Genomic DNA, 12927 nt, shown 5'->3' on the forward strand with positions numbered 1-12927 from the left:
CTACCTGCCGTAGCCGCGGACCTGCTTATAGCCCTCGAGGGTGAAGTCGGGGCCGTCGATGAAGTCGAGGTCGCGTCGTTCGGACGCCTGGATCGCCGCGACCGCGCCGGGGAGATCGGCCAGGCCCACGCGCGGAACGATGACGATGCCGTTCGCGTCGCCGTGGAGGATATCGCCGGTGTGCACGACCTGACCGTCGAGGTGCACGGGGTCGCCCACCTTGGACAGCTCGAAGTTCGCGTGCGAGACGACCGGGTACCGCATGAAGTAGTGGAAGCCCCGCGCGCGCACCTCCGCCACGTCGCGGAGGGCGCCGTCGGTGACGATGCCGATCGCGCCGAGCCGGCTCGCGAGGGTGACCATGATCTCGCCCGCGTAGGCGACCCGATGCGGCGTGCCGCTGGCATCCTTCATCACGATGACGACGGGTCCCTCGATCTGCTCGAGCGCCTCCCAGAGCTGCCAGTAGCCGTCCTGCCGCGCGGGCCGGCCCACGGCGTTGTCGACGGTGACGGTGAGGGCCGTGCCGACCATGGTGCCGAGCTCCGGGAACGCGCACTGCACCGACCCGCCGATGTACCCGTCGCTGCGATCGCGCAGCTGCAGCCGCTCGAGCGCGTTGGCGACGGTCGGGCTGTCGATTCCGCGAAGGTAGGAGAGGTCGGATGGGGTGAGGTCGCGCGTATCGCTCATCGGTCCCTGCACTTCTCTGTGAGGTGGGCGACGAATCACCCGTTTACTATTTGCAATATCAAATGGTAACGTGCTCGCTACTCACCACCCGCGCCCCGCGCACCACTGACGACAATGGAGTCGATGTGAATACCCCCCGTGCCGCACGGCCCACCAACCGGCGCTTCCAGCTGCGTCTCGCCCTGCTCGTCGCGCTGGGCGTGTTCGCCCAGGAATCCGTCTGGAACTTCCACGATTCGCAGACGCCGGTGACGCTGGCCGGCTACACGACGAGTGTCGCGCTCATCGGCCTCATCATGGGCCTCGACAACATCATCGGCATCTTCGTGCAGCCGCTGATGGGCTTCCTCAGCGACCGCACCCGCAGCCGCTGGGGCCGCCGCACGCCGTTCATCGTGCTCGGCGTCCCCGTCGCCGCGGCGCTGTTCATGCTGATCCCGCTGGCGCCGAGCTTCCCCATCCTCATCGCGGTCATCGTGCTCTTCTCGCTCACGGCCAACTCCTTCAAGCCGATCACCGAGTCGCTCCTCGCCGACCAGCAGGTGCCCGAGCACCGCAGCAAGGCCAACGCCTTCGGCCGATTCGCGTCCGGCCTGACCATCGTCGTCTCGGCTCTGCTCAGCCTGTTCGTGGTCGACGAGAGCGTCGAACTCGCCTATGTCATCGCCGCGGCCGTCATGGTCGCGTGCTTCGCGATCCTGCTGATCTCGCTGCGCGAGCCGCGGACCGCGGCGTACCGCGCCGTCGTCGATGAGGACGCCGAGCTCGGAGTCGAGCGCACCGGCTTCTTCGCCGTGTTCAAGGACATCTTCACCGACCGCGACCGCAGCCGGCTCTTCATGATCGTGGCGATCATCGTGGCGTGGGGCGCGTGGGCGGCCATCCGTGCGCTGCTCACCCTGTACGGGGTGGAGCAGCTCGGCCTCTCGCGCGGCGACGCCGGCGGCCTCACGCTGCCCGCGAGCGCCGCGTTCCTCATCTTCGTCATCCCGGTGGCGATCCTGTCCGACCGCATCGGACGCCGCCTCGTGATGCGGATCGGGGTCGTGATCTTCGCGCTCGGGGCGCTCGTCGCGTTCTTCTTCAACACCTCCCCGACGGCCACGCTTGTCGGCGTGCTGATCGCCGCGGCCGGATGGACCGGCTTCGCCGTCAACGCGACGGTCATGCTGTGGAACCTGGCCCCGTCGCAGCGGCTGATCGGCGTCTACACCGGGATCTTCGCCGTCGCTCAGGCCGTCGGCTCGTCGATCGGCCCCGCGGCACTGGGCGCGCTCGTCGACGTCAGCGACTGGAGCTTCCTGATGCTCTACCTCGCCGCCATGGCGCTCGTCGGACTCCTGCTCACCTTCGGCGTCCGACGCGAGTATGCGCCGTCGCAGGTGGCCGAGGAGAGGTTCGTGGACGCAGAGCGCGCCGAGTGATCTCGGTCGTCCTGCCGTCCGCGGAGATGCGCGATCGGCTCGCCGACAGGTTCGGCGATGCGAGCGTCTCGGTGTGGCGGCCGGGCGACCCAGGGGCGCCGACGGACCCCGTCGAGCTGCTGGTGCTGCCGTACATGATCCCCCCTGTACAGCTCCGGCAGCTCGACGGCCTGCCGATCGCGGTGGTGCAGAGCCAGACGCTCGGGCACGACGGCGTCGGCGAGCACCTCCCGTCCGGCATCGCCTACTGCAACGCCACCGACGTCCATGAGGGGTCGACCGCCGAGCTCGCGCTCGGCCTGATCCTGGCCGCGCAGCGCGGCATCCCCGATGCCGTCCGCGATGCCGCGGGCGGGATCTGGGACCACCGACGCCGCCCGGGTCTCGCCGGCAAGCGGATGCTGCTGATCGGCGTGGGCGGTGTGGGGACCGAGATCATCGCCCGCGTCGCGCCGTTCGGCGTCGACCTCGACCTCGTGGCCCGCACCGCGCGCCACGGCGTCCACGGGACGGAGAGCCTGCCCGAGCTGCTGCCCCGCGCCGACATCGTGGTCGTCGCCGTGCCGCTCGTCGAGGAGACGCGGCGCCTCGTCGACGCTCCGTTCCTCGCGGCGATGCGCGACGAAGCGCTGCTCGTCAACGTCTCCCGCGGAGAGGTCGTCGACACCGACGCCCTCGTCGCGCAGCTGCGGACCGGTCGGCTGCGCGCCGCCCTCGACGTCACCGATCCCGAACCGCTTCCGCCGCAGCATCCGCTCTGGACGCTGCCGGGCGTGCTGATCACGCCGCACGTCGGCGGCGACACCGACGCAATGGACGACCGCGTGGATGCTGTGATCATCGAGCAGGTGCGTCGCCTGCGCGCGGGGACCCGCCCCCTCAACCTGGTCCATCCCGCCGGGCGATGACGGCGCGCAGCGGGGACGGCGGCGGCCCGTTCGGCTGGCGCTTCACCGCGCCGCTGCTCCTCGCCTCGTCGCTCAACCCGATCAACAGCTCGCTGCTCGCGACCGGCCTCACCGGCATCGCGCGCGAGTTCGCGGTCTCCCCCGGGGCCGCGGCCACGCTGGTGTCGGTGCTGTACCTGTGCAGCGCGATCGCCCAGCCGGCCGTCGGTCGCCTCGGACTCGTGTTCGGTCAGCGCAGGGTGTTCGCGGCCGGACTGGTGCTGGTCGTGGCCGGCGGCGTCGCGGGCGCACTCGCCCCCTCGTTCGCGTGGCTGCTGCTCGCTCGCGCGCTGATCGGCGTCGGCACCTCGGCCGCCTTCCCCACCTCGATGGCGCTGGTCCGTGCCCGCGCCGACAGGGCGGGAGGCGGCACGCCGACCCGCGTGATCGGCCTGCTGTCGATCGCCGCTCAGGTGTCGCTCGTGATCGGGCTGCCTCTCGGCGGCCTGCTCACCAGCCTGCTGGGCTGGCGGTCGCTGTTCGCTGTGAACGTCCCGCTCGCGCTGGTCACCCTCGTCGCGGTGGGGCGCTGGATCGAGCGCGACGGACCGATCGAGCGCAGCTCCCCCGCGCGGATGCTGGTGACGCTCGATGCGGCCGGCATGGCCGTGTTCGCCGGTGTGATGGCCGGGCTGCTCGTGTTCCTCGGCGACCTGGCCCACCCGCGCTGGTGGCTGCTCGGCGCGGTCGTGCTCGGCGGGCTGCTGTTCGTGCTGTGGGAGCGGCGGGTGTCGTCGCCGTTCATCGACGTGCGACTGCTCGCCGCGCAGCCCGCCCTGGCGCGGATCTTCGCACGCCAGCTGCTCTCGGGTGTCGCCGTGTTCACCGCGCTGTACGGATTGAGCCAGTGGATGGGCGACGCGGCCGGGCTCGATGCCGCAGCCGTCGGCGTGATCATGCTGCCGCTGTCGCTCGTCAGCATCCTCGTCGCCCGGCTCGTGTCGGTCCGCGGCTGGGTGCGCGGCCCCCTCATCGGGGGAGCCTGCGCGGTCGTCCTGGCGGGAGGGATGCTGCTGCTCCTCCAGTCGGCGACCGCCTGGCTGGTGCCGATGCTGCTGCTCACCGCCGTCGTCTACGGCCTGGCGCAGGGCCTGACCGCCGTGGCCACCCAGGTCGCGACGTACGTGCTCACCCCGGCCGGGCAGCTCGGCACCGCCGCGGGGCTGCTGCGCAGCTTCGGCTACATCGGGGCGATGCTGTCGGCCGGGGTCATCTCGGTCACCTTCGGGGCGGTGCCGACCGACGCAGGCCTGCACAGGCAGGGCTGGGTGATCGCCGCCCTGGGGGTGGTGCTCATCCTCCTGACCATCGACCGGCGCCTTCCTCGCACGGCGGGGCATCGCGCGACCTGAACCGGAGAACGCGGAATCCCCGCACGCCCGAGGGCGTGCGGGGATTCCGGATGATGCGGGTCAGGCCTTGCGCGAGCTGCGGTTGGCGAAGAAGCCGTAGATCAGCAGCACGATGATCGAACCGCCGATGGCGAGCAGCCACGTCTGGATCGAGAAGAACTCCTCGAGCGGTGCGTTGAAGAGGACGCTGCCGAGCCATCCGCCGAGCAGCGCGCCGACGACGCCGAGGAGGAGCGTGATCAGCCAGCCGCCGCCCTGCTTGCCGGGGAGGATGAGCTTGGCGATCGCGCCGGCGATCAGGCCGAGAAGAAGGAATCCGAGGAAGCCCATGTCGAGCTCGCTTTCTGTCGGTGAGTGCCCCTGGGGTGTGGGGCTCTGAAACCATAGCCGCGTATTCGAGCTGACCCCCAGTCTGCCCAGGGGGGTTGACATTGCCCTCGCGTGGGCTGTAATTGTGCGCGCGGGCGCGGCGGCGGGGTCGCTGCCTGCGCCACATGGCACGCCCCGGCACGGCTGCCCGCTAGCAGATCCCGCGGCTGCACGCCACGGGGCCGACGGGAGCCGCGTCCGCGCATACGTTCAGGCCATGGATGAGAACACCACGGATCCGACCGGCCCTGAGCAGATGACTCCCGAGGAGAAGCGGCGCGACCAGCTGCTGGCTGCGCCCGGGGCGGTGGAGAGCGATGCGGATCCGCGCATCGAGGTCTCGGAGCACGATGGCGTCACCCGCATCGACATCGCCCCGGACGCCGAGGTGCGCCCGGGTAACCCGTACGCCGAACCTCAGGACGACGAGGGGGCGAGCCGATGAAGGCCCTCACCTGGCAGGGCAAGCGGAAGGTCACCGTCGAGGAGGTGCCGGATCCGGTGATCCAGGCGCCGACCGACGCGATCGTGAAGATCACCTCGACCGCGATCTGCGGATCCGACCTGCATCTGTACGAGATCTTCGGCCCGTACCTCGATGCCGGCGACATCCTCGGCCACGAGCCGATGGGCGTCGTGGTGGAGGTCGGTTCGGCGGTTTCGCAGCTGGCAGTGGGGGACCGCGTGGTGGTGCCGTTCAACATCGCGTGCGGGAGCTGCTTCATGTGCCGGCACGGTCTGCAGTCGCAGTGCGAGACGACGCAGGTCACCGAGTACGGCAGTGGGGCGGCGCTCTTCGGCTACACCAAGCTGTACGGCCAGGTGCCCGGCGGTCAGGCCGAGTACCTCCGGGTGCCGCTGGCCGACCACAACCACATCAAGGTCGGCTCGGACCTCCCCGACGACCGGTACCTCTTCCTCAGCGACATCCTGCCGACGGGGTGGCAGGGCGTGGAGTACGCGAACGTGCCCGACGGCGGCACGGTGGCCGTGATGGGGCTCGGCCCCGTGGGCCAGTTCGCGGCGCGCGCCGCCGTCCACCGCGGGTACCGGGTGCTGGCGGTGGATCCGGAGGCGCCGCGACGTGAGATGGCCGCACGGCACGGCATCGAGACCTTCGACCTCACCGACACCGTCGTCGCGGAGCTGCGGGATCTCACCGAGGGTCGCGGACCCGACTCGGTCATCGACGCCGTCGGCCTCGAGGCACACGGCAACCCCGGCATCAAGCTCGCTCAGGACGCGATCGGCCTGCTCCCCGATGCGATCGCGCAGAAGCTCATGGACACCGCCGGCGTCGACCGGCTCGCCGCCGTGTACGCCTCCATCGACCTCGTCCGCCGAGGCGGCACCGTGTCGCTGAGTGGCGTCTACGCGGGCGAAGCCGACATCCTCCCGATGAAGACGATGTTCGACAAGCAGATCTCGCTGCGGATGGGACAGTGCAACGTCAAGCGGTGGGTCGACGACCTGCTGCCCCTCGTGGAGGAGCCCGCCGATCCGCTCGGCGTGATGGACCTCGTCACGCATCACGCACCGCTCACCGATGCCCCCGGCCTCTACGAGACGTTCCAGAAGAAGGAGGACGGCTGCATCAAGGTGGTGCTCCGGCCCTGAGGTCTCGTTCCCCACACCGCACCCGCGCCGATCGGCGCGGGTGCGGTGTTTGCGGTCAGGCCGAGACGTCACCTCGCCACGCACCGGTCTCGGCGCCGCGGCTCTCGATGAACTCCTTGAAGTTCTTGAGGTCCTTCTTGACCGCGTGCGAGCCGGCGCCGACGAGGGCGCCCGCTTTCTCCAGCAGACCCTCCGGCTCCCAGTCGAGCTGGACGGTGACGCGGCTCGAGTCCTCGTCGAGCTTGTGGAACGTCACGACCCCTGCGTGCGCCGCCTCGCCCTGCGTGCTCCGCCAGGCGACGCGCTCATCCGGGTGCTGCTCGGTGATCTCGGCGTCGAACTCGCGCTCCGCTCCGCCGACCTTCACCTTCCAGTGGGTGTGCGTGTCGTCGATCTGGGTGAGCGACTCGACCTCGTCCAGGAACTTCGGGAAGCTCTCGAACTGCGTCCACTGGTTGTAGGCGACGCGGACGGGGACGTCGACGTCGATGGTCTCGATGATCTGCACCATGTGCTGCTCCTCGGGTAGGTGGAAATGCGTTACCTCCATCTCACCGGCCGGGGCGAGATCTCTCCCGGGGTTGACAGCATCCGATTCGTCACTCGTTGAAAGTCCCGGTAATCAGTGTTGCCAAGTACTGGTACTTAGTGTTACCGTCTACTGGTAGTCAGCAACACAGAGTAGATGGGAGGTGGACATGGGCAATCAGATGACCGAGATGCTCAAGGGCACGCTCGAAGGCATCGTCCTCACGATCCTGGCGGCCGAGCCGGCGTACGGATACGAGATCACGGCGCGGCTGCGAGACGAGGGCTTCGCCGAGATCGTCGAGGGCACCGTCTACGCCCTGCTGGTCCGCATCGAGCAGCGCGGGTTCGTCGACGTCGAGAAGGTGCCGTCGGAGAAGGGCCCGCCGCGCAAGGTGTACTCGCTCAACGCCCAGGGCCGGGAACAGCTCGGCGAGTTCTGGGAGACGTGGAGCTTCATCGCCGAGCGCATGGAGAAGCTCCACCACGAACACACAGATCACATCGACGAAGGAGAGAAGTAGCCATGGCCGCAAAGTGGATCGAATTCCTCACGGGATCACTCGACGACAAGAAGGCGTATCGGCAGTACAAGGCCCGCATCGCGGCGCTGCCCGAACCGTACAAGACCGCCGCGTCGGCCTTCGAGCGGTACTTCATGTACAACGGCGGCATCACCGATGGTGACCCCGGCGTCATGATCACGATGCTGAACGACTTCGCCGACCTGTGGGAGCGTGCCGCCGCCGACAAGACGCCGGTCGACGAGATCGTCGGCGACGACCCGGTCGACTTCGCCGAGGCGTTCGCCGCGGCGTACGCCGGCAAGCGCTGGATCGACAAGGAGCGCACGCGCCTCACGGACACCATCCGGGGGCTCAAGACCGAGGAGGAGCGATGACTTCCACCACGGATGCTGCCATCCGCGTGGCAGGACTCGAGAAGTCGTTCAAGGACCTGCACGTGCTGCGCGGGGTCGACTTCGAGGTCGCCCCCGGCACGATCTTCGCCCTGCTCGGCTCGAACGGTGCGGGCAAGACGACCGTCGTGCGGATCCTGTCGACGCTGCTCAAGGCTGACGCAGGGGCGGCGACCGTGCACGGCCACGATGTGGCCACGCACGCGCAGGAGGTGCGGGAGGCGATCAGCCTCACGGGACAGTTCGCCGCCGTCGATGAGGTGCTCAGCGGCCGGGAGAATCTGGTCCTCGTCGCGCAGCTGCGCCACCTCAAGAACCCCGGCCAGATCGCGGACGACCTGCTCGCGCGGTTCGCCCTGACCGAGGCCGGCGGTCGGAAGGCCGCCACCTACTCCGGTGGCATGCGCCGGCGGCTCGACATCGCGATGAGCCTCATCGGCAACCCGCCGGTGATCTTCCTCGACGAGCCGACGACGGGCCTCGACCCGCAGGCGCGCATCGAGGTCTGGCAGACCGTGAAGCAGCTCGCGAGGACCGGCACGACCGTGCTGCTCACCACGCAGTACCTCGACGAGGCAGAACAGCTCGCCGACCGCATCGCGATCCTCCATGAGGGACGCATCCTCGTCAACGGCACCCTGGCAGAGCTCAAGAAGCTCCTGCCGGCCGCCAAGGTCGAGTACATCGAGAAGCAGCCGAGCCTCGAGGACGTGTTCCTCGCGCTCGTCGGCGACAGCGCGGCACCAGCCGGCACGGACAGTGAGGAACGACGATGACCACGCACTTCTTCGGCGACACCGCCGTCTTGACCAGCCGCTCGCTGCGTCACATCCTGCGCAGCCCCGACACGATCATCACGACGGCCGTCACGCCGGTCGCGCTCATGCTGCTGTTCGTCTTCGTCTTCGGCGGCGCGATCGACACGGGCGCGCTGTCGTACATCGACTACATGCTGCCGGGCATCCTGCTCATCACGATCGCGTCGGGCATCGCGTACACCGCATACCGGCTGTTCCTCGATCTGCAGGGCGGCATCTTCGAGCGCTTCCAGTCCATGCCGATCGCACGGTCGGCGTCGCTCTGGGCGCACGTGCTGACCTCGCTCGTGGCCAACCTGGCCTCGATCGTGATCGTCGTGGGCGTCGCTCTGCTGATGGGTTTCCGCACGGGAGCCGGCGTGTGGGGCTGGCTCGCCGTCACCGGCATGCTGGTGCTGTTCACCCTGGCGCTGACCTGGATCGCGGTCATCGCCGGACTGTCGGCCAAGACCGTGGACGGCGCGAGCGCGTTCTCATACCCGCTCATCTTCCTGCCGTTCATCAGCTCCGCGTTCGTGCCGACCGAGACGATGCCCGCACCGGTGCAGTGGTTCGCTGAGAACCAGCCGGTGACCTCGATCGTCAACTCGATCCGCGACATCTTCTCAGGGCAGCCGGTCGGAGACGACATCTGGGTGGCACTGGCCTGGTGCCTCGGCATCCTCGTTGTTGCGTACTTCGGGGCGATGGCGATCTACCGGCGGAAGATCAGCTGACCCGCTCGGCGCGCAGCTCGCGTGCAGCCTGATTCGGGCGGTAGCCGAGCTCATCGATCGCCGCCTGCACACGGATCCGGGTCGCTTCGGCGACCCGGATCCTGCCTGTGACGACGTTGGACACCGTCTTCATCGACACGCCGGATCGCGCAGCCACGTCGAGCAGCCGCGGAGCCCGCGTTCCCGAACCGGCCGCGGGGATCGCCTCGTCCCGCGCCGAGCCGGGGCTGTTGCGTCGCCGCATCTTGACGTAGTTGCCGCACCCCGCCATCGAGCACCAGCGCGCGGAGCCGTTGCGCGAGTCGTCCCAGTACGCCCAGCGGCAGGTGTCGCGGGCGCAGGCCTTCAGTCGCGACCAGCTGCCGTCGGCCCTCGCCGTCTCGATGGCCTGGACGATCACACCGAAGCCGGCTGCGGCACCGGGCATGCCCGTCAGCGCGGGTGCGCCGTCCGGAGCGAAGGACAGCCGCACCGGCACCGACCGCAGGCCCTCGTTCAGGCCGTCGAGCGCGGCAGCAAGCGGCTCGTGTCCGGCGTGGGCGAGCAGCACCTCGCGGAGGCCCTCGCGGATCTGCTGGGCCAGCCGGAGATCGTCCGCTGTCAGCTGACCCGCATCCGTCTGCGCGTGCGCGACGAACCAGCGGCCGAGGTCGGCGGGGCTGCGCCAGGTGTCCTCATCCTCCTGCCACTCCACACTGTTCACGAAGGCGGCGACCAGGCGGATCGACGGGGGAGCAGCATCCATCTCGAGAGACATGACACCGATATAACCATGACAGTGGTGTCAAGACCAGATGCGCCTTTCGCTGCACCGCGCGACGAGCCCGGCCGATGTCAAGCCGCTACCGCGCCGCGGTCGGCGGCTCATAGCCTGCTCGCATGGCGGTGAACGAACTCTGGCTCGTGCGGCATGGCGAAAGCCTCGGCAACGAGGCGGCCACCCGCGCCGAACACGAAGGACTCGAGCGCATCCCGCTGGATGTCCGCGACGCGGACGTGGAGCTCTCCCCGACTGGCGTCGAGCAGGCTCAAGCCCTCGGCACGTGGCTGGCCGGCCACCGCTCCGCGATCGACGTCTTCTGGGTGTCTCCCTACCTGCGGGCGCGGCAGACACTCGCCGGCGCGCTGGGCGAGGGCGCCGGATCCGCGCGCGTCATCGTGGACGAGCGACTGCGCGACCGTGAGCTCGGCATCCTCGATCTGCTGACGGCCCATGGCGTCGCGCGACTCCACCCCGAGGAAGCAGAGCGCCGCAGACAGCTCGGCAAGTTCTACCACCGTCCCCCCGGCGGGGAGTCATGGGCCGACGTCGCCCTGCGGCTGAGGTCGTTCCTGCGCGACGCCGCGGACGTGTCAGAGGGCACCGCGATGGTGGTCGCCCATGATGCGATCGTGATGCTCTTCCTCTACCTGATGGTGCCGATGGAGGAGGCCGAGCTGCTCGACTTCGCCGCGGCGAACACGGTCCTCAACGCCTCCGTCACGCACGTCGTGCGACGCGGTGTCGGCTGGGAGCTGGTCGACTTCTCGGTGGTCGACCATCTCGTGCGGGAAGGCGCCGACGTGACAGTCCACCCCGGTCACCCCGATGTCCAGCCCGAGTGAGGCGGTCGACCGCCGGCTGCTGCGGACGTGGGGGCTGCCCGACCCCGGCGACTCGAAGAAGTCCCGCGGGCGGGTGATCGTCGTCGGCGGCTCGCGGCGCTCGCCGGGTGCCGCGCTGCTCGCCGGGGAGGCGACATTGCGCGTGGGCGCCGGCCGCCTCGCCCTCGTCGTGCCTGACCCGCTCGTCGGGCCGCTGGGACCGGCGCTGCCCGAGGCCGCGTTGCTGTCGCTGCCCCCGCGTGCGGGAGAACCGCTGCAGGCCGACGTCGAGGAGGAGCTGTCGGAGGCGGACGCCGTGCTGTTGGGGCCCGGATTCGACGATGCCTACGGCACCAGGGCCACCCTGCTCTCGGTCGCCGCGGCTCGGCGCGGGCCCCTCGTGCTCGATGCCTTCGGCATCGGCGTGCTGCCCACGGTCGACCGTGCGCTGCTTCCCCGGCACCTCGTGCTGAACGCCAACCTCGAGGAGGCCGCGATCCTGCTCGGCCGCGACGTGTCGACCAACACCCCTGACGACCTCGTCGAGGTCGCTCAGCAGTACGACGCCGTCGTGCACTGCTACGGGATCGTCGCCGCCGCCGACGGCCGATCGTGGCGGGTGCCGCCGGGTGCTGCGGGCCTCGGCACCTCCGGAAGCGGTGACGTGCTCGCGGGTGCCATCACCGGCTTTCTCGCCCGGGGGCTCGATCCGATCCGCGCGGCGGTGTGGGGAAGCTGGGCTCACGCCCGCGCGGGCGATCGGCTGACCGACCGGGTCGGGGTCGGCTTCCTCGCCAGGGACATCCCGTCCGAGCTGACTCGTGCCATCGTCGACGTCGACCGATGACCCGCCGACGGGGCGCCCGCCCGGCGGGCCGCCGCCGTCGCGGCCCTCAGTTCCGCTCGGATCCCGTCGCGGGGCCGCCCGGGATCCTCGACGGAGCATTGGCTGACGCCGAGCGAAGTCCGCCGATACCGGGGGGCGGAAGATGCGGGATCGGAATCGGGCGGGTTCCCCTGCCGGCCCGGCGCGCGTGGCCGGGGCCGACCTCGGTGTCGTCCGTGTCGGATGACGCTCTCATGGTGCTCCTCGACGTCGAAGTGCCTCTGCCTCGTTCCATGGTGCGCCTGGCCGGTGCGGACAGGAATGGGGGTTGACGCCGCCGGACACGCGAGCTAGCTACGTGAAAGGTACCCGAGGTCTGGACATCCGTCGCCGGATCTGTCTACGATCCCGCCCGTGGGCATCATGTACTACGGCGGCGACGCCACGCCGATCCACATCGAAGACCGCGCCCTTGCGCATCTCAAGGTCGTCATCGCGACGAAGCTGCGCAGGGGGGAGAAGTTCACGCTGTCATGGCGGCATCCTGAGGATCAGCCTCGGGGGCGCAGCACCATCTGGCTGCACCCGTCGATTCCGCTCCGGTTCGTCTTCGACGAGCCGGAGCCCCCGCAGCTCAGCCGTGAGTGGATCGAGGAGCTCGCCAACTCCGCGAACTCCAGCGGGGGGATCATGCTCGTGCCCGAGCACCTCGATCCCGCCACCACGAAGAAGTCAGGACAGAAATGACCAGTCGGTGTCGCCGTCCTCGCCGAGGCGCTCGGTGGTCGGTGCCGCCGCGGTCGGTCTGACCCGGCGCACGATGAGCCGCATCCGCTCGACGGCCGCGCTGTCGACGAGTTCGTCCAAGGAGCGGCTGTACGCCTTGACGGCGATCTGACTGGACGGACCGACCAGGAAGGTCGCTGCGCTGCGGCTGCCGTCGGCCTCGAGCACAGGGATCTCGACGTTCGCGGCGAGCTGGGCTTCGGCGAGCGCTCTCCCGCAGTCGATCAGAGCGGCGGCGATCTCATCACCTGTCACGAATTCGGCGCCCGCGTAGAAGATCGACCTCATGATCCGATCTTCGCGCGCCTACGGGGATCCGCCCATGGCCTTGCGCTGGACGGATGCGGT

At 69.6% G+C, this 12927-nt stretch carries 17 protein-coding genes; 12 read left to right on the forward strand and 5 right to left on the reverse strand.

Annotated elements, in window-relative coordinates; translation table 11 throughout:
* Positions 1 to 693 carry an RraA family protein gene (locus tag Microterr_RS01300; RefSeq protein ID WP_263796592.1) on the reverse strand — a complete coding sequence of 231 codons (693 nt, stop codon included), beginning with the start codon at positions 691 to 693 and terminating at the stop codon, positions 1 to 3.
* Positions 694 to 818: 125 nt separating this feature from the next.
* Here Microterr_RS01300 and Microterr_RS01305 point away from each other — a divergent pair, with 125 nt between their 5' ends.
* The 3 genes from Microterr_RS01305 to Microterr_RS01315 are packed head-to-tail and all read left to right on the forward strand — an operon-like array spanning position 819 to position 4416.
* Complete coding sequence (locus Microterr_RS01305; RefSeq protein WP_263796591.1) at positions 819 to 2117, forward strand: MFS transporter; 1299 nt, start codon at positions 819 to 821, stop codon at positions 2115 to 2117.
* Complete coding sequence (locus Microterr_RS01310) at positions 2114 to 3025, forward strand: 2-hydroxyacid dehydrogenase (protein ID WP_263796590.1); 912 nt, start codon at positions 2114 to 2116, stop codon at positions 3023 to 3025. Before Microterr_RS01305 ends, Microterr_RS01310 begins: the two co-directional genes overlap by 4 nt.
* Positions 3022 to 4416, forward strand: a complete 1395-nt coding sequence (locus tag Microterr_RS01315; protein ID WP_263796589.1) for an MFS transporter — start codon at positions 3022 to 3024, stop codon at positions 4414 to 4416. Before Microterr_RS01310 ends, Microterr_RS01315 begins: the two co-directional genes overlap by 4 nt.
* Before the next feature lie 60 nt (positions 4417 to 4476).
* Here the strand turns inward: Microterr_RS01315 and Microterr_RS01320 are convergent, their stop codons facing one another.
* Positions 4477 to 4746 carry a GlsB/YeaQ/YmgE family stress response membrane protein gene (locus tag Microterr_RS01320; protein WP_263796588.1) on the reverse strand — a complete coding sequence of 90 codons (270 nt, stop codon included), beginning with the start codon at positions 4744 to 4746 and terminating at the stop codon, positions 4477 to 4479.
* A gap of 256 nt (positions 4747 to 5002) precedes the next feature.
* Between Microterr_RS01320 and Microterr_RS01325 the strand changes: the two genes are divergently transcribed.
* Both Microterr_RS01325 and Microterr_RS01330 read left to right on the forward strand, forming a co-directional pair.
* Positions 5003 to 5230: a hypothetical protein gene (locus Microterr_RS01325; RefSeq protein WP_263796587.1), complete on the forward strand. Its 228-nt coding sequence runs from the start codon at positions 5003 to 5005 to the stop codon at positions 5228 to 5230.
* On the forward strand, positions 5227 to 6402 hold the full coding sequence (locus Microterr_RS01330; RefSeq protein ID WP_263796585.1) for a zinc-dependent alcohol dehydrogenase: 1176 nt from the start codon (positions 5227 to 5229) through the stop codon (positions 6400 to 6402). Before Microterr_RS01325 ends, Microterr_RS01330 begins: the two co-directional genes overlap by 4 nt.
* Positions 6403 to 6457: 55 nt before the next feature.
* On the opposite strand, the gene Microterr_RS01335 is transcribed toward Microterr_RS01330, so the two are convergent.
* On the reverse strand, positions 6458 to 6913 hold the full coding sequence (locus tag Microterr_RS01335; RefSeq protein WP_263796584.1) for an SRPBCC family protein: 456 nt from the start codon (positions 6911 to 6913) through the stop codon (positions 6458 to 6460).
* Between the two features lie 187 nt (positions 6914 to 7100).
* Between Microterr_RS01335 and Microterr_RS01340 the strand changes: the two genes are divergently transcribed.
* The 4 genes from Microterr_RS01340 to Microterr_RS01355 are packed head-to-tail and all read left to right on the forward strand — an operon-like array spanning position 7101 to position 9383.
* Positions 7101 to 7454: a PadR family transcriptional regulator gene (locus Microterr_RS01340; RefSeq protein WP_263796583.1), complete on the forward strand. Its 354-nt coding sequence runs from the start codon at positions 7101 to 7103 to the stop codon at positions 7452 to 7454.
* A gap of 2 nt (positions 7455 to 7456) precedes the next feature.
* Entirely contained in the window at positions 7457 to 7831 is a 375-nt protein-coding gene (locus Microterr_RS01345; RefSeq protein ID WP_263796582.1) for a DUF1048 domain-containing protein, read from the forward strand.
* Positions 7828 to 8625 (forward strand): ABC transporter ATP-binding protein, encoded by a 798-nt coding sequence (locus Microterr_RS01350; protein WP_263796581.1) that lies wholly within the window; start codon positions 7828 to 7830, stop codon positions 8623 to 8625. The genes Microterr_RS01345 and Microterr_RS01350 overlap by 4 nt, the downstream gene beginning before the upstream one ends.
* A complete protein-coding gene (locus tag Microterr_RS01355; RefSeq protein WP_263796580.1) occupies positions 8622 to 9383 on the forward strand; it encodes an ABC transporter permease in 762 nt (253 codons plus the stop codon). The genes Microterr_RS01350 and Microterr_RS01355 overlap by 4 nt, the downstream gene beginning before the upstream one ends.
* Here the strand turns inward: Microterr_RS01355 and Microterr_RS01365 are convergent.
* Positions 9376 to 10140, reverse strand: coding sequence for a CGNR zinc finger domain-containing protein (locus tag Microterr_RS01365; protein ID WP_318528814.1), 765 nt, complete (start codon positions 10138 to 10140; stop codon positions 9376 to 9378). The genes Microterr_RS01355 and Microterr_RS01365 overlap by 8 nt on opposite strands.
* Positions 10141 to 10262: 122 nt before the next feature.
* Here Microterr_RS01365 and Microterr_RS01370 point away from each other — a divergent pair, with 122 nt between their 5' ends.
* The 3 genes from Microterr_RS01370 to Microterr_RS01380 all read left to right on the forward strand — a co-directional run bounded on the left by Microterr_RS01370 (position 10263) and on the right by Microterr_RS01380 (position 12540).
* On the forward strand, positions 10263 to 10988 hold the full coding sequence (locus Microterr_RS01370) for a histidine phosphatase family protein (protein WP_263796579.1): 726 nt from the start codon (positions 10263 to 10265) through the stop codon (positions 10986 to 10988).
* Positions 10972 to 11814, forward strand: a complete 843-nt coding sequence (locus Microterr_RS01375) for an ADP-dependent NAD(P)H-hydrate dehydratase (RefSeq protein ID WP_263796578.1) — start codon at positions 10972 to 10974, stop codon at positions 11812 to 11814. The genes Microterr_RS01370 and Microterr_RS01375 overlap by 17 nt, the downstream gene beginning before the upstream one ends.
* Positions 11815 to 12207: 393 nt before the next feature.
* The gene (locus tag Microterr_RS01380) at positions 12208 to 12540 is read left to right on the forward strand and encodes a DUF7882 family protein (protein WP_263796576.1); all 333 of its coding nucleotides are present in this window, start codon (positions 12208 to 12210) and stop codon (positions 12538 to 12540) included.
* Here the strand turns inward: Microterr_RS01380 and Microterr_RS01385 are convergent.
* Entirely contained in the window at positions 12526 to 12867 is a 342-nt protein-coding gene (locus Microterr_RS01385; RefSeq protein WP_263796575.1) for a hypothetical protein, read from the reverse strand. The genes Microterr_RS01380 and Microterr_RS01385 overlap by 15 nt on opposite strands.
* Positions 12868 to 12927 lie beyond the last annotated feature (60 nt).

Source organism: Microbacterium terricola (genome assembly GCF_027943945.1).
Lineage (GTDB): Bacteria > Actinomycetota > Actinomycetes > Actinomycetales > Microbacteriaceae > Microbacterium > Microbacterium terricola.